This is a genomic window from Streptococcus mitis SK575 (genome assembly GCF_000257865.1).
GTDB lineage: Bacteria > Bacillota > Bacilli > Lactobacillales > Streptococcaceae > Streptococcus > Streptococcus mitis_CQ.
Genome location: NZ_AICU01000079.1, coordinates 88,525 through 105,082 on the forward strand (window position 1 = coordinate 88,525; position 16,558 = coordinate 105,082).

15 protein-coding genes are annotated in these 16,558 nt (G+C 41.1%); all 15 read left to right on the forward strand.

Annotated features, from left to right (window positions below; genetic code table 11):
* Positions 1 to 12 precede the first annotated feature (12 nt).
* The 15 genes from era (at position 13) to ppc (ending at position 16,431) form a co-directional block, all read left to right on the forward strand.
* A complete protein-coding gene (gene era / locus HMPREF1048_RS10515) occupies positions 13 to 912 on the forward strand; it encodes a GTPase Era (RefSeq protein WP_000143264.1) in 900 nt (299 codons plus the stop codon).
* Positions 913 to 960: 48 nt separating this feature from the next.
* Positions 961 to 1,785 carry a DNA-formamidopyrimidine glycosylase gene (mutM, locus tag HMPREF1048_RS10520; protein WP_001114628.1) on the forward strand — a complete coding sequence of 275 codons (825 nt, stop codon included), beginning with the start codon at positions 961 to 963 and terminating at the stop codon, positions 1,783 to 1,785.
* A complete protein-coding gene (gene coaE / locus HMPREF1048_RS10525) occupies positions 1,785 to 2,390 on the forward strand; it encodes a dephospho-CoA kinase (protein ID WP_000516179.1) in 606 nt (201 codons plus the stop codon). Before mutM ends, coaE begins: the two co-directional genes overlap by 1 nt.
* Positions 2,377 to 3,576, forward strand: coding sequence for a multidrug efflux MFS transporter PmrA (locus tag HMPREF1048_RS10530; protein ID WP_000136123.1), 1,200 nt, complete (start codon positions 2,377 to 2,379; stop codon positions 3,574 to 3,576). Before coaE ends, HMPREF1048_RS10530 begins: the two co-directional genes overlap by 14 nt.
* A complete protein-coding gene (rpmG, locus tag HMPREF1048_RS10535; RefSeq protein WP_001809104.1) occupies positions 3,576 to 3,725 on the forward strand; it encodes a 50S ribosomal protein L33 in 150 nt (49 codons plus the stop codon). The genes HMPREF1048_RS10530 and rpmG overlap by 1 nt, the downstream gene beginning before the upstream one ends.
* Before the next feature lie 39 nt (positions 3,726 to 3,764).
* The gene (gene secG / locus HMPREF1048_RS10540) at positions 3,765 to 3,998 is read left to right on the forward strand and encodes a preprotein translocase subunit SecG (RefSeq protein ID WP_000282517.1); all 234 of its coding nucleotides are present in this window, start codon (positions 3,765 to 3,767) and stop codon (positions 3,996 to 3,998) included.
* Between the two features lie 100 nt (positions 3,999 to 4,098).
* Positions 4,099 to 6,453: a ribonuclease R gene (gene rnr, locus HMPREF1048_RS10545; RefSeq protein WP_000653269.1), complete on the forward strand. Its 2,355-nt coding sequence runs from the start codon at positions 4,099 to 4,101 to the stop codon at positions 6,451 to 6,453.
* Positions 6,416 to 6,883, forward strand: coding sequence for an SsrA-binding protein SmpB (gene smpB, locus HMPREF1048_RS10550; protein WP_001051748.1), 468 nt, complete (start codon positions 6,416 to 6,418; stop codon positions 6,881 to 6,883). Before rnr ends, smpB begins: the two co-directional genes overlap by 38 nt.
* A 15-nt stretch (positions 6,884 to 6,898) precedes the next feature.
* A complete protein-coding gene (gene tehB / locus HMPREF1048_RS10555) occupies positions 6,899 to 7,759 on the forward strand; it encodes an SAM-dependent methyltransferase TehB (RefSeq protein WP_000440579.1) in 861 nt (286 codons plus the stop codon).
* Between the two features lie 72 nt (positions 7,760 to 7,831).
* The gene (locus HMPREF1048_RS10560) at positions 7,832 to 8,785 is read left to right on the forward strand and encodes a competence protein CoiA (RefSeq protein ID WP_000495914.1); all 954 of its coding nucleotides are present in this window, start codon (positions 7,832 to 7,834) and stop codon (positions 8,783 to 8,785) included.
* An 18-nt stretch (positions 8,786 to 8,803) separates the two neighbouring features.
* Positions 8,804 to 10,606, forward strand: coding sequence for an oligoendopeptidase F (pepF, locus tag HMPREF1048_RS10565; protein ID WP_000244114.1), 1,803 nt, complete (start codon positions 8,804 to 8,806; stop codon positions 10,604 to 10,606).
* Between the two features lies 1 nt (position 10,607).
* The gene (locus HMPREF1048_RS10570; RefSeq protein WP_029746692.1) at positions 10,608 to 11,321 is read left to right on the forward strand and encodes an O-methyltransferase; all 714 of its coding nucleotides are present in this window, start codon (positions 10,608 to 10,610) and stop codon (positions 11,319 to 11,321) included.
* A gap of 66 nt (positions 11,322 to 11,387) precedes the next feature.
* Positions 11,388 to 12,326: a peptidylprolyl isomerase PrsA gene (prsA, locus tag HMPREF1048_RS10575; protein ID WP_000727953.1), complete on the forward strand. Its 939-nt coding sequence runs from the start codon at positions 11,388 to 11,390 to the stop codon at positions 12,324 to 12,326.
* A gap of 160 nt (positions 12,327 to 12,486) precedes the next feature.
* A complete protein-coding gene (ftsW, locus tag HMPREF1048_RS10580) occupies positions 12,487 to 13,710 on the forward strand; it encodes a cell division peptidoglycan polymerase FtsW (RefSeq protein ID WP_000703371.1) in 1,224 nt (407 codons plus the stop codon).
* Positions 13,711 to 13,734: 24 nt separating this feature from the next.
* Complete coding sequence (gene ppc, locus HMPREF1048_RS10585) at positions 13,735 to 16,431, forward strand: phosphoenolpyruvate carboxylase (RefSeq protein ID WP_000058174.1); 2,697 nt, start codon at positions 13,735 to 13,737, stop codon at positions 16,429 to 16,431.
* Positions 16,432 to 16,558: the final 127 nt, after the last annotated feature.

Genomic DNA, 16,558 nt, shown 5'->3' on the forward strand with positions numbered 1-16,558 from the left:
TAAGAGGAAATTATGACTTTTAAATCAGGCTTTGTAGCCATTTTAGGACGTCCCAATGTTGGGAAGTCAACTTTTTTAAATCACGTCATGGGGCAAAAGATCGCCATCATGAGTGACAAGGCGCAGACAACGCGCAACAAAATTATGGGAATTTACACGACTGATAAGGAACAAATCGTCTTTATCGACACACCAGGGATTCACAAACCTAAAACAGCTCTTGGAGATTTCATGGTCGAATCTGCCTATAGCACCCTTCGTGAAGTGGATACTGTTCTCTTCATGGTGCCTGCTGATGAAGCGCGTGGTAAGGGAGACGATATGATTATCGAACGTCTCAAGGCTGCTAAGGTTCCTGTTATTCTGGTGGTGAACAAGATTGATAAGGTTCACCCAGACCAGCTTTTATCTCAGATTGATGATTTCCGAAATCAGATGGACTTTAAGGAAATTGTTCCTATCTCAGCCCTTCAGGGAAATAACGTGTCTCGTCTAGTGGATATTTTGAGTGAAAATCTGGATGAAGGATTCCAGTATTTCCCGTCTGATCAAATCACAGACCATCCAGAACGTTTCTTGGTTTCAGAAATGGTTCGCGAGAAAGTCTTGCACCTAACTCGTGAAGAGATTCCGCATTCTGTTGCAGTAGTAGTGGATTCTATGAAACGAGATGAAGAGACAGACAAGGTTCATATCCGTGCAACCATCATGGTCGAGCGCGATAGCCAAAAAGGGATTATCATCGGTAAAGGTGGCGCTATGCTTAAGAAAATCGGTAGTATGGCCCGTCGTGATATTGAACTCATGCTAGGAGACAAGGTTTTCCTAGAAACATGGGTCAAGGTCAAGAAAAACTGGCGCGATAAAAAGCTAGATTTGGCTGACTTTGGCTATAATGAAAAAGAATACTAAGTAGAGGTGGGCTCATGCCTGCTTCTTGTTTTTACAGAAGGAGGACTTATGCCTGAATTACCTGAGGTTGAAACCGTTCGTCGTGGCTTGGAAAAATTGATTTTGGGAAAGAAGATTTCGAGTGTAGAAATTCGTTATCCCAAGATGATTAAGACGGATTTGGAAGAGTTTCAAAGGGAATTGCCTAGTCAGATTATCGAGTCAATGGGACGTCGGGGCAAATATTTGCTTTTCTACCTGACAGACAAGGTCTTGATTTCTCATCTGCGGATGGAGGGCAAGTATTTTTACTATCCGGACCAGGTTCCTGAACGCAAGCATGCCCATGTTTTCTTCCAGTTTGAAGATGGTGGTACGCTTGTTTATGAGGATGTTCGCAAGTTTGGTACTATGGAACTCTTGGCGCCTGACCTTTTGGAAGCCTACTTTCTTTCTAAAAAATTAGGTCCTGAACCAAGCGAACAAGACTTTGATGTGCAGGTCTTTCAAGCTGCCCTATCCAAGTCTAAAAAGCCTATCAAATCCCATCTCCTAGACCAGACTTTGGTAGCTGGACTTGGCAATATCTATGTGGATGAGGTTCTCTGGCGAGCTCAGGTTCATCCGGCTAGACCTTCCCAGACTTTGACATCAGCAGAAGCGACAGCTATTCATGACCAGACCATTGCTGTATTGGGACAGGCTGTTGAAAAAGGTGGCTCGACCATCCGGACTTATACCAATGCCTTTGGGGAAGATGGAACCATGCAGGATTTTCACCAGGTCTATGACAAGGCTGGTCAAGAATGTGTACGCTGTGGTACCATCATTGAGAAAATCCAACTAGGCGGACGAGGAACTCACTTTTGTCCTCAGTGCCAAAGGAGGGGCTGATGGGAAAAATCATTGGAATCACAGGGGGAATTGCCTCTGGTAAGTCAACTGTGACAAATTTTCTAAGAAAGCAAGGCTTTCAAGTAGTGGATGCCGACGCAGTCGTCCACCAACTACAGAAACCTGGTGGTCGTCTGTTTGAGGCTCTAGTCCAGCACTTTGGGCAAGAAATCATCCTTGCAAACGAAGAACTCAATCGCCCTCTCCTAGCTAGTCTCATCTTTTCAAATCCTGAAGAGCAAGAATGGTCTAAGCAAATTCAAGGGGAGATTATCCGTGAGGAACTAGCTACGTTAAGAGACCAATTGGCTCAGACAGAAGAGATTTTCTTCATGGATATTCCCCTACTTTTTGAGCAGGACTACGTCTCTTGGTTTGATGAGACTTGGTTGGTCTATGTGGACCGAGATGTCCAAGTAGAACGCTTAATGAAAAGGGACCACTTGTCCAAAGATGAAGCTGAGTTTCGTCTGGCAGCCCAGTGGCCTTTAGAGAAAAAGAAAGATTTGGCCAGCCATGTTTTAAACAACAATGGAAATCAGGACCAGCTTCTTACTCAGGTGTTCTCCCTGCTTGAGGGAGGTAAGCAAGATGACAGAGATTAACTGGAAGGATAATCTGCGCATTGCCTGGTTTGGTAATTTTCTGACAGGAGCCAGTATTTCCTTAGTTGTGCCTTTTATGCCCATCTTTGTGGAAAATCTGGGTGTAGGGAGTGATCAAGCTGCTTTTTATGCAGGTTTAGCTATTTCTGTCTCTGCCATTTCTGCGACGCTCTTTTCTCCTATCTGGGGTATCCTTGCTGACAAATACGGTCGAAAGCCCATGATGATTCGAGCAGGCATGGCCATGACCATTACTATGGGAGGTTTGGCCTTTGTGCCAAATATTTATTGGTTAATCTTTCTTCGGTTATTAAACGGTGGATTTGCGGGTTTTGTTCCTAATGCCACAGCTTTGATAGCCAGTCAAGTTCCCAAGGAGAAATCAGGTTCTGCCTTAGGCACTTTGTCTACAGGCGTAGTTGCAGGCACTTTAACTGGTCCCTTTATTGGTGGCTTTATCGCAGAATTATTTGGTATTCGTACTGTTTTCTTACTGGTTGGTAGTTTTCTATTCTTAGCTGCTATTTTGACTATTTGCTTTATCAAGGAAGATTTTCAACCAGTAGCCAAGGAAAAGGCCATTCCAACAAAGGAATTGTTTACATCAGTTAAATACCCCTATCTCTTGGTCAACCTCTTTCTGACTAGTTTTGTCATCCAATTTTCAGCCCAATCAATCGGCCCTATCTTAGCTCTGTATGTGCGCGACTTAGGCCAGACAGAGAATCTTCTCTTTGTATCTGGTTTGATTGTGTCCAGTATGGGCTTTTCCAGCATGATGAGTGCAGGAGTCATGGGCAAGCTAGGTGACAAGGTGGGCAATCATCGTCTCTTGGTTGTAGCCCAGTTTTATTCAGTCATCATCTATCTTCTCTGTGCCAATGCTTCTAGCCCCCTTCAACTAGGCCTCTATCGTTTCCTCTTTGGATTGGGAACCGGTGCCTTGATTCCCGGAGTTAATGCCCTTCTCAGCAAGATGACGCCCAAAGCTGGTATTTCGAGGGTCTTTGCCTTTAATCAGGTATTCTTTTATCTGGGCGGTGTCGTTGGTCCCATGGCAGGTTCTGCAGTAGCAGGTCAATTTGGCTACCATGCAGTCTTTTATGCAACAAGCCTTTGTGTTGCCTTTAGTTGTCTCTTTAACCTTCTTCAATTTCGAACATTATTAAAAGTAAAGGAAATCTAGTGCGAGTAAAAATTAATCTCAAATGCTCCTCTTGTGGCAGTATCAATTACCTAACCAGTAAAAATTCAAAAACCCATCCAGACAAGATTGAGGTTTTAAAGTATTGTCCCAAGGAAAGAAAAGTAACCCTACATCTTGAATCTAAGTAGATTTTATGGTAAAATAATAGGGATTTTAAGGAGTTTGATATGTATAACCTATTATTAACCATTTTATTAGTATTATCTGTTGTGATTGTGATTGCGATTTTCATGCAACCAACCAAAAACCAATCCAGCAATGTATTTGATGCCAGCTCAGGTGATTTGTTTGAACGCAGTAAAGCACGCGGTTTTGAAGCTGTAATGCAGCGTTTGACAGGGATTTTAGTCTTTTTCTGGCTAGCCATTGCCTTAGCATTGACGGTATTATCAAGTAGATAAGAAAATAATGGGCAGGACTAGGTCTTTGCCTCTTTTTATTTTTAAAAGATATTTGAGAAGGTTTTACAGTAAAAGAAAATAAAAAATCTAGAAAGAAAATATGAAAGATAAAATAAAAGAATATTTGCAAGCTAAGGGAAAGGTGACTGTCAATGACTTGGCTCAGGCTTTGGAAAAAGATGGGTCTAAGGATTTTCGTGAGTTGATTAAAACCTTGTCCTTAATGGAAAGAAAGCATCAGATACGCTTTGAGGAAGATGGCAGTCTGACTTTGGAAGTCAAGAAAAAACATGAGATTACCCTCAAGGGGATTTTTCATGCCCATAAAAATGGCTTTGGCTTTGTTAGTCTGGAAGGCGAGGAGGACGACCTTTTTGTAGGAAAAAACGATGTCAACTATGCTATTGATGGTGATACCGTTGAGGTCGTCATCAAGAAAGTCGCTGACCGAAACAAGGGAACAGCAGCTGAAGCCAAAATTATTGATATCCTAGAGCACAGCCTGACAACTGTTGTCGGTCAAATCGTTCTAGATCAGGAAAAACCTAAGTATGCAGGCTACATTCGTTCGAAAAATCAGAAAATCAGTCAACCAATTTATGTTAAGAAACCAGCTCTTAAACTAGAAGGAACAGAAGTTCTCAAGGTCTTTATCGACAAATACCCAAGCAAGAAACATGATTTCTTTGTCGCAAGTGTTCTCGATGTGGTGGGGCATTCAACGGATGTCGGAATTGATGTTCTTGAGGTCTTGGAGTCTATGGACATTGTGTCCGAGTTTCCAGAAGCTGTTGTCAAGGAAGCAGAAAGTGTGCCTGATGCTCCGTCTCAAAAGGATATGGAAGGCCGTCTGGATCTAAGAGATGAGATTACCTTTACCATTGACGGCGCTGATGCCAAGGACTTGGACGACGCGGTGCATATCAAGGCCTTGAAAAATGGAAATCTGGAGCTTGGTGTTCACATCGCAGATGTTTCCTACTATGTAACCGAGGGTTCTGCCCTTGACAAGGAAGCCCTTAACCGCGCGACTTCAGTCTATGTAACAGACCGTGTGGTACCAATGCTTCCAGAACGACTGTCAAATGGCATCTGTTCCCTCAATCCTCAAGTTGACCGTCTGACCCAGTCTGCCATCATGGAGATTGATAAACATGGTCGTGTAGTCAACTACACCATCACACAAACGGTTATCAAGACAAGCTTCCGTATGACCTACAGTGATGTCAATGATATCCTAGCAGGTGACGAGGAGAAGAGACAAGAATATAAGAAAATTGTTCCAAGTATCGAACTCATGGCCAAGCTCCATGAAATTTTAGAAAACATGCGTGTGAAACGTGGAGCCCTCAATTTCGATACCAATGAAGCCAAGATTTTAGTGGATAAACAAGGCAAGCCTGTTGATATCGTCCTTCGTCAGCGTGGTGTTGCCGAGCGCATGATTGAGTCCTTTATGCTAATGGCCAACGAAACAGTTGCTGAGCACTTTAGCAAGTTGGATTTGCCTTTTATCTATCGAATTCACGAGGAGCCTAAGGCTGAAAAGGTTCAGAAGTTTATTGATTATGCTTCGAGCTTTGGCTTACGCATTTATGGGACTGCTAGCGAGATTAGCCAGGAGGCCCTCCAAGACATCATGCGTGCTGTTGAGGGAGAACCTTATGCGGATGTATTGTCCATGATGCTTCTTCGCTCCATGCAGCAGGCTCGCTATTCGGAGCATAATCACGGTCACTATGGATTAGCAGCAGATTACTACACTCACTTTACTAGTCCGATTCGTCGTTATCCAGACCTTCTTGTTCATCGCATGATTCGGGATTATGGGCGTTCTAAGGAAATAGCAGAGCATTTTGAGCAAGTGATTCCAGAGATTGCGACCCAGTCTTCCAACCGTGAACGTCGTGCCATTGAGGCTGAACGTGAAGTCGAAGCCATGAAAAAGGCTGAGTACATGGAAGAATACGTAGGTGAAGAGTACGATGCTGTTGTATCAAGCATCGTCAAATTCGGTCTCTTTGTTGAATTGCCGAATACAGTTGAGGGCTTGATTCACATCACTAATCTACCTGAGTTTTATCATTTCAATGAACGTGATTTGACTCTTCGTGGGGAAAAATCGGGGACAACCTTCCGTGTAGGTCAACAGATTCGTATTCGGGTTGAAAGAGCGGATAAGATGACAGGTGAAATTGACTTCTCTTACATTCCAAGTGAATTTGATGTGATTGAAAAAGGCTTGAAACAAGCTAGTCGCAAAGACAGAGGACGTGGTTCAAGTCGTCGTTCAGATAAGAAGGAAGACCAGAGAAAATCAGGACGCTCAAATGATAAGCGCAAGCATTCACAAAAAGACAAGAAGAAAAAGGGCAAGAAACCTTTTTACAAGGAAGTAGCTAAGAAAGGAGCCAAATATGGCAAAGGGCGAGGGAAAGGTCGTCGCACAAAATAAAAAGGCGCGTCACGACTATACAATCGTAGATACGCTAGAGGCAGGGATGGTCCTGACAGGAACTGAAATCAAGAGTGTACGAGCAGCTCGAATCAATCTCAAGGATGGCTTTGCACAAGTAAAAAATGGGGAGGTCTGGTTGAGCAACGTTCATATCGCACCTTACGAAGAGGGTAATATCTGGAATCAAGAACCAGAACGCCGTCGCAAACTCCTGCTCCATAAGAAACAAATTCAAAAATTGGAACAAGAGACTAAAGGAACAGGAATGACACTGATTCCCCTTAAAGTCTATATCAAAGATGGTTACGCTAAACTCCTTTTAGGTCTAGCTAAAGGGAAGCATGACTACGACAAACGGGAGTCTATCAAACGACGTGAGCAAAACCGCGACATCGCGCGTGTTATGAAAGCTGTTAATCAGCGATAAAAAGAGGAAATGAAAATGGAAAGACTAGTTGCCTATAAACGTATGCCTTTGTGGACTAAAGAAACCATGCCAGAGGCTGTTCAGCAGAAACATAATACCAAGGTTGGGACTTGGGGAAAGATTACTGTCTTGAAGGGAGCTCTCAAGTTTATTGAATTGACAGAAGATGGTGAGGTTTTAGCTGAGCACATCTTTGAAGCAGGAGCCGACAATCCCATGGCACAACCACAAGCCTGGCACCGAGTGGAAGCTGACACAGACGATGTGGAATGGTATTTGGAGTTTTATTGTAAACCTGAGGATTATTTCCCTAAAAAATACAATACCAATCCGGTTCATTCAGAGGTCCTAGAGGCTATGCAGACAGTAAAACCAGGGAAAGCCTTGGATTTGGGCTGTGGTCAGGGCCGTAATTCTCTCTTTTTAGCCCAACAAGGTTTTGATGTGACAGCTGTCGATCAAAATGAACTGTCCCTTGAAATCTTGCAAAGCATTGTTGAGCAGGAAGATTTGGATATGCCTGTTGGTCTTTACGATATCAATTCAGCCAGCATTGGGCAAGAATATGATTTCATCGTATCGACAGTTGTTTTGATGTTTTTGCAAGCGGACCGCATTCCTGCAATTATCAAAAATATGCAGGAGCATACCACGGTCGGTGGTTATAACCTTATCGTCTGTGCTATGGACACGGAGGATTATCCTTGCTCAGTGAACTTCCCATTCACATTTAAAGAGGGAGAATTGGCTGAATACTACAAGGATTGGGAGTTGGTCAAGTACAATGAAAATCCTGGTCATCTTCACCGTCGCGATGAGAATGGCAATCGCATTCAACTACGCTTTGCGACCATGCTAGCTAAGAAAATCAAGTAAACATACATGAAGATTAGGAATTTTCCTGATCTTTTTTCTTTTTTTCGAATAATATAGAAAAGGAGGGAAATCATGTTTGTTGCGAGAGATGCTAGGGGAGAATTGGTAAATGTGTTAGAGGATAAACTTGAGAAGCAGGCATACACCTGCCCAGCTTGTGGAGGTCAGCTCCGTTTGCGTCAAGGACCAAGTGTCCGGATACATTTTGCCCACAAAACCTTAAAAGACTGTGATTTTTCCTCTGAAAATGAAAGTCCAGAACACCTAGAAAATAAAAAATCACTTTATCACTGGTTGAAAAGAGATGCAGAGGTGCAATTAGAATCCCCTCTTCCAGAGCTTAAACAGATTGCGGATGTATTTGTAAATGGCAATCTAGCTCTAGAAGTTCAGTGTAGTCCCTTGACTCAAAAGGTTCTTAAAGAGCGAAGTGAGGGCTATCGTAGTCAGGGTTACCAAGTACTGTGGTTGCTGGGTCAAAAACTTTGGCTCAAGGACCGTTTGACTCGTCTGCAACAAGGTTTCATCTATTTCAGTCAAAACATGGGCTTTTATATTTGGGAAGTAGACAAGGGAAAACAGGTTTTAAGACTCAAATACCTGATTCACCAAGATCTTCGAGGCAAACTCCATTATCAGATTAAGGAATTTCCCTATGGTCAAGCTAGTTTATTGGAGATATTACGTTTCCCCTATAAGAAACAACAAATATCTCATTTTACAGTTTCTCAGGACAAGGACATCTGTTGCTATATCCGGCAACAACTGTATTATCAAAATCCTATCTGGATGAAAGAGCAAGCAGAAGCCTATCAAAAGGGAGAGAATATCCTGACTTATGGGCTAAAGGAATGGTATCCACAAATTCGACCACTAGTAGGTGATTTTTGCCAAATTAAGAAGGATTTGACCAGCTATTATCAGTATTTTCAAACCTATTACCAAAAAAATCCTCAGAATGATTGGCAAAAGCTTTATCCACCAGCCTTTTATCAGCAATATTTCTTGAAAAATATGGTAGAATAGAAAGGATGGAGGAATCTAATGGTATTACAAAGAAATGAAATAAATGAAAAAGATACATGGGATCTATCAACGATCTACCCAACTGACCAGGCTTGGGAAGAAGCCTTAAAAGATTTAACAGACCAATTGGAGACAGTAGCCCAGTATGAAGGTCATCTCTTGGATAGTGCGGATAACCTACTCGAAATCACTGAATTTTCTCTTGAGATGGAACGCCAAATTGAGAAGCTTTACGTTTATGCTCATATGAAAAATGACCAGGACACTCGTGAAGCCAAGTATCAAGAGTACTATGCCAAGGCAATGACTCTATACAGCCAGCTGGATCAAGCCTTTTCATTCTATGAGCCCGAATTTATGGAAATTAGTGAAAAGCAGTATGCTGACTTTTTAGAAGCTCAGCCAAAATTGCAGGTTTATCAACACTATTTTGACAAGCTTTTGCAAGGCAAGGAACACGTTCTTTCACAACGTGAAGAAGAATTATTAGCTGGAGCTGGGGAAATCTTTGGTTCGGCAAGTGAAACCTTCGCTATCTTGGACAATGCGGATATTGTGTTCCCTTATGTCCTCGACGATGATGGTAAGGAAGTGCAGCTCTCTCATGGGACTTACACACGTTTGATGGAGTCTAAAAATCGTGAGGTTCGCCGTGGTGCTTATCAAGCCCTTTATGCGACTTATGAGCAATTCCAACACACCTATGCTAAAACCTTGCAAACCAATGTTAAGGTGCAAAACTACCGTGCTAAGGTTCGCAACTACAAGAGTGCTCGTCATGCAGCTTTAGCAGCAAATTTTGTTCCAGAGAGTGTTTATGACAATTTGGTAGCAGCAGTTCGCAAGCATTTACCACTCTTGCATCGTTATCTTGAGCTTCGTTCAAAAATCTTGGGGATTTCAGACCTCAAGATGTACGATGTCTACACACCACTATCTTCAGTAGAATACAGCTTTACCTACGAGGAAGCCTTGAAAAAGGCAGAAGAGGCCTTGGCAGTCTTGGGTGAGGATTACTTGAGCCGTGTTAAACGTGCCTTTAGCGAGCGTTGGATTGATGTTTATGAAAATCAAGGCAAGCGTTCAGGAGCCTACTCTGGCGGTTCTTACGATACCAATGCCTTTATGCTCCTCAACTGGCAGGACAATCTAGACAATCTCTTTACCCTTGTCCATGAGACAGGCCACAGTATGCATTCTAGCTATACTCGTGAAACGCAGCCCTATGTTTACGGAGATTATTCTATCTTCTTGGCTGAGATTGCTTCAACTACCAATGAAAATATCTTGACGGAGAAATTGTTGGAAGAAGTGGAAGACGATGCAACACGCTTTGCTATTCTCAATAACTTCCTAGATGGTTTCCGTGGAACAGTCTTCCGCCAAACTCAATTCGCTGAGTTTGAACACGCTATCCACCAAGCGGACCAAAATGGAGAAGTCTTGACCAGCGATTTCCTAAATAAACTCTACGCAGACTTGAACCAGGAGTATTATGGTTTGAGTAAGGAAGACAATCCTGAAATCCAATACGAGTGGGCTCGCATTCCACACTTCTACTATAACTACTATGTATATCAATATTCAACAGGTTTTGCAGCAGCCTCAGCCTTGGCTGAAAAGATTGTTCATGGTAGTCAAGAAGACCGTGACCGCTATATCGATTACCTCAAGGCAGGTAAGTCTGACTATCCACTCAATGTCATGAGAAAAGCTGGTGTTGATATGGAGAAGGAAGACTACCTAAACGATGCCTTTGCAGTCTTTGAACGCCGTTTAAATGAGTTTGAAGCCCTTGTTGAAAAATTGGGATTGGCATAAGATGGTCGAATCGTATAGTAAGAATGCCAACCATAATATGCGTCGTCCTGTTGTCAAGGAAGAAATTGTAGACTTGATGCGCCAGCGTCAAAAGCAAGTCACAGGTTCCTTGAAAGAATTGGAAGATTTTGCCCGTAAGGAAAATATTCCCATCATTCCCCATGAAACGGTTGCTTATTTCCGTTTTCTCATGCAAACCATGCAACCTAAAAACATTCTGGAAATTGGGACGGCTATCGGTTTTTCAGCCCTCTTGATGGCGGAACATGCGCCAGATGCTAAGATTACAACTATTGACCGCAATCCAGAAATGATTGGATTTGCCAAGGAAAATTTCGCCCAGTTTGACAGTCGCAAGCAAATTACTCTCCTAGAAGGAGATGCGGTAGATGTCTTATCAACCCTGACAGACTCCTATGATTTCGTCTTTATGGATTCTGCTAAGTCTAAATACATCGTCTTTCTGCCAGAAATCCTCAAACATTTGGAAGTTGGTGGTGTGGTTATCTTGGATGATATTTTCCAAGGTGGTGATGTTGCCAAGGACATTATGGAAGTTCGTCGAGGTCAGCGAACTATTTACAGAGGACTTCAAAGACTATTTGATGCAACCTTAGACAATCCAGGACTCACCGCAACATTAGTACCTCTGGGGGACGGCATTCTCATGCTTCGTAAAAATGTAGCAGATGTTCAATTGCCTGACAGCGAATGATTTTCAGAAAAATTTAAGAAAATATAGTAAAATAGATAGGGTAACACTTATCTCAAAGGAGTAGACATGAAGAAAAAATTATTGGCAGGAGCCATTACACTATTATCAGTAGCAACTTTAGCAGCTTGTTCGAAAGGTTCAGAAGGAGCAGATCTTATCAGCATGAAAGGAGATGTTATCACAGAACATCAATTTTATGAGCAAGTGAAAAGCAATCCTTCAGCCCAACAAGTCTTGTTGAACATGACCATCCAAAAAGTATTTGAGAAGCAATATGGCTCAGAAGTAGATGACAAAGAAGTCAATGATACTATTGCCGAAGAAGAAAAACAATATGGTGAAAACTACCAACGTGTCTTGTCACAAGCAGGAATGACTCTTGAAACACGTAAAGCTCAAATTCGTACAAGTAAATTGGTTGAGTTGGCAGTTAAGAAAGCAGCAGAAGCTGAATTGACAGATGATGCTTATAAGAAGGCCTTTGACGAGTACACTCCAGATGTGACTGCTCAAATTATCCGTTTGGACAATGAAGACAAGGCCAAAGAAATTCTTGAAAAAGCCAAAGCTAGTGATGCAGACTTTGCTCAATTAGCTAAAGATAATTCAACAGATGAGAAAACTAAAGCGAATGGTGGAGAAATCACTTTTGATTCTGCTTCAACAGAAGTACCAGATCAAGTTAAGAAAGCAGCTTTTGCTTTAGATGTAAACGGTGTTTCTGATGTGATTAGTGTTACTGGAACACAAGCCTACAGCAGTCAATATTACATTGTTAAACTGATTAAGAAAACAGAAAAATCATCTAATATTGACGATTACAAAGAAAAATTAAAAACTGTTATCTTAACTCAAAAACAAAACGACGCATCATTTGTTCAAAGTATTATCGGAAAAGAATTGCAAGCAGCCAATATCAAGGTTAAAGATCAAGCCTTCCAAAATATCTTCACTCAATACATCGGTGGTGGAGATTCAAGCTCAAGCAGTTCTTCAAAAGAATAAAACAGAAAAGAGCCAAGTGCTCTTTTTCTTATGAGAAAATCTTCTATCTTAAGGGTAAGAGTTTTTTTCTTTCGGAAAAAATGGTATAATAGCAATCAAAACTAGAAAATAAACGGAATTTGGGAATAATTTCTTTTGTTCTCATTAGATTGGTGATACTATGAAGATTAGTAAGAGGCACCTGTTAAACTATTCTATTCTAGTTCCTTACTTACTTTTATCTATTTTGGGTTTGATTGTAGTCTATTCTACAACCAGTGCCATTCTTATCGAAGAAGGTAAAAGTGCCCTCCAATTGGTTCGAAGTCAGGGAATGTTTTGGATATTTAGTTTAATATTGATTGCCTTGATATATAAGCTGAAACTGAATTTTTTAAGAAAAGAACGACTTTTATTTATTGTTATGTTTGTTGAGCTGATTCTCTTAGCTCTGGCTCGCTTAATTGGTACGCCAGTTAATGGAGCATATGGTTGGATTTCAGTAGGACCTTTGACCATTCAGCCAGCTGAGTATTTGAAGATTATCATCGTCTGGTACTTGGCCCAACGTTTTTCAAAACAACAGGATGAAATTGGTATTTACGATTTTCAAGTTTTAACTCAAAATCAATGGATTCCTCGTGCTTTTAATGATTGGCGCTTTGTCCTACTAGTCATGATAGGAAGTTTGGCTATTTTCCCAGATTTGGGGAATGCGACTATCCTAGCACTGGTTGCCTTGATTATGTATACAGTTAGTGGGATTGCTCATCGTTGGTTTATAGCCTTTATCGGTGTATTGGTAGGAGTTTCAGCCCTATCCTTATCAGCTATTTCTATGATTGGGGTTGATAAGTTTTCAAAAGTTCCAGTATTTGGTTACGTTGCTAAGCGTTTCAGTGCCTACTTTAATCCCTTTGCTGATTTGGCAGGAGCAGGCCACCAACTTGCAAATTCCTACTTTGCCATGGTAAATGGTGGTTGGTTTGGTCTAGGCTTAGGAAATTCAATCGAAAAACGTGGTTATTTACCAGAGGCCCATACAGACTTTGTATTTTCAATTGTCATTGAAGAGTTTGGATTTGTGGGAGCCAGCTTGATTTTAGCACTTGTCTTTTTCCTGATTTTACGAATTATCCTAGTCGGAATTCGTGCTAAGAATCCCTTTAATTCCATGATGGCGATTGGGGTTGGAGGGATGATGTTGGTACAGGTCTTTGTCAATATCGGTGGAATTTCTGGTATTATTCCTTCGACAGGAGTAACTTTCCCTTTCTTATCGCAAGGAGGAAACAGTCTCCTAGTCTTGTCTGTAGCCATCGCCTTTGTCTTAAATATTGATGCAAGTGAAAAACGTGCCCAATTATATGAGGAGTTAGAAGCTCACTCATCAAACTATATGTAGAGCTGAGAGTGGAAAGGATTGCCTATGTCTCTTCAAAAATTAGAAAACTATAGTAATAAAGCTGTCGTGCAAGAAGAAGTATTGATTTTAACAGAATTGTTAGAAGATATCACTAAAAACATGCTTGCCCCAGAGACTTTTGAAAAAATCATGCAGTTGAAAGAATTGTCAACTCAAGAAGATTATCAAGGCTTGAACCAATTGGTTACTAGTCTGTCAAATGATGAAATGGCTTATATTTCACGCTATTTCTCCATCTTGCCCCTCTTGATTAATATTTCAGAAGACGTGGATTTGGCTTATGAAATCAACCACCAAAATAATATCGATCAAGATTATCTTGGTAAATTGTCAGCAACAATCAAAATGGTTGCTGAAAAAGAAAATGCGGTTGAAATTCTTGAACACTTGAATGTTGTCCCTGTTTTGACAGCCCATCCAACACAAGTTCAACGTAAGAGTATGTTGGATTTGACTAACCATATCCATACCCTCTTGCGTAAGTATCGTGATGTGAAATTAGGCTTGATTAATAAGGAAAAATGGCATAATGATCTCCGTCGTTACATTGAGATTATCATGCAGACAGACATGATTCGTGAAAAGAAATTGAAAGTAACCAATGAAATCACGAATGTTATGGAATACTACAATAGTTCATTCCTGAAAGCTGTTCCTCATTTGACTGCTGAGTACAAGCGTCTGGCTAAAAAACATGGACTGGAGTTGAAACATCCTAAACCAATTACCATGGGAATGTGGATTGGTGGAGACCGTGATGGGAATCCTTTTGTTACAGCAGATACCTTGAAACAATCTGCTATGACTCAGTGTGAAGTCATCATGAACTACTATGATGAAAAGATTTACCAGCTCTATCGTGAATTCTCTCTCTCAACCAGTATTGTCAATGTAAGCAAGCAAGTCAGAGAAATGGCTCGTCAATCTAAGGATAACTCAATCTACCGTGAAAAAGAGCTTTACCGCCGTGCCTTGTTTGATATTCAATCAAAAATTCAAGCAACAAAAACTTATCTGATTGAAGATAAGGAAGTTGGGGCTCGCTATGAAACGGCCAATGATTTTTATAAGGATTTAATTACCATTCGTGATTCCCTCTTGGAAAATAAGGGTGAAGCACTGATTTCTGGTGATTTTGTTGAGTTGATCCAGGCAGTTGAAATTTTTGGTTTCTATTTGGCATCTATTGACATGCGTCAAGATTCTAGTGTTCATGAGGCCTGTGTAGCCGAACTATTGAAATCAGCAGGAATCCATTCTCGTTACAGCGAACTAAGTGAAGAGGAAAAATGCCAGCTTCTCTTAAAAGAATTAGAAGAAGATCCACGCATTCTTTCTGCTACTCATGTTGAAAAATCAGAGTTACTTGAAAAAGAATTGGCCATCTTTAAGGCTGCCCGTAATTTGAAAGATAAGTTGGGTGATGATGTTATTCGTCAGACCATTATTTCACATGCAACCAGCGTATCAGACATGCTGGAATTGGCTATCTTACTAAAAGAAGTAGGGCTAGTTGATAAAGAGAGAGCTCGTGTCCAAATTGTCCCTCTTTTTGAAACAATCGAGGACTTGGACCACTCAGAAGAAACCATGAGGGAATACCTTTCTCTTGCTCTAGCTAAGAAGTGGATTGCTTCACGTAATAATTACCAAGAAATCATGCTTGGTTACTCTGACAGTAATAAAGATGGTGGTTACTTATCATCATGTTGGACCCTCTACAAGGCTCAACAACAATTGACTGCTATTGGAGATGAATTTGGCGTTAAGGTTACCTTCTTCCATGGCCGTGGTGGTACTGTTGGTCGTGGTGGTGGACCAACTTATGAAGCCATCACCTCCCAACCGCTCAAGTCAATCAAGGATCGTATCCGTTTGACGGAGCAGGGTGAAGTAATTGGCAATAAATACGGTAATAAAGATGCGGCCTACTATAATCTTGAAATGCTAGTATCTGCAGCCATTAACCGTATGATTACGCAGAAGAAGAGCGATACCAATACATCAAATCGTTATGAAGCCATTATGGACCAAGTGGTGGACCGTAGTTACGATATCTACCGTGATTTGGTCTTTGGTAATGACCATTTCTATGATTATTTCTTCGAGTCAAGTCCAATCAAGGCTATTTCAAGCTTTAATATTGGTTCTCGTCCAGCCGCTCGTAAGACGATTACTGAAATCGGTGGTTTGCGAGCTATTCCTTGGGTATTCTCATGGTCACAAAGCCGTGTCATGTTCCCTGGCTGGTATGGTGTCGGATCAAGTTTCAAAGAATTTATTGATAAAAATCCAGAAAATATCGCTATCCTACGAGATATGTACCAAAATTGGCCTTTCTTCCAGTCACTTCTTTCAAATGTAGACATGGTCTTGTCAAAATCAAATATGAATATTGCTTTTGAATATGCCAAACTTTGTGAAGATGATCAAGTAAAAGCAATTTATGAGACTATTCTAAATGAATGGCAAGTTACCAAGGAAGTCATCTTGGCTATCGAAGGATATGATGAACTCTTGGCTGAAAATCCATATCTAAAAGCAAGTTTGGATTATCGTATGCCTTACTTTAATATCCTTAACTATATCCAGTTGGAGTTGATTAAACGTCAACGCCGAGGAGAATTATCAAGCGATCAAGAAAAATTAATCCATACAACCATCAACGGAATTGCGACAGGATTGCGTAATTCAGGCTGATACCTATCAAACTTCCTCTTTTCTATAGGGGAAGTTTTTGAATAGGGTAACTTCTAAAACTAACTTCCAGTTTCCCCCAACCTAGCTTTTAGTATGAGAAAAACGCGTGAAATCAGTGGAAATCCGT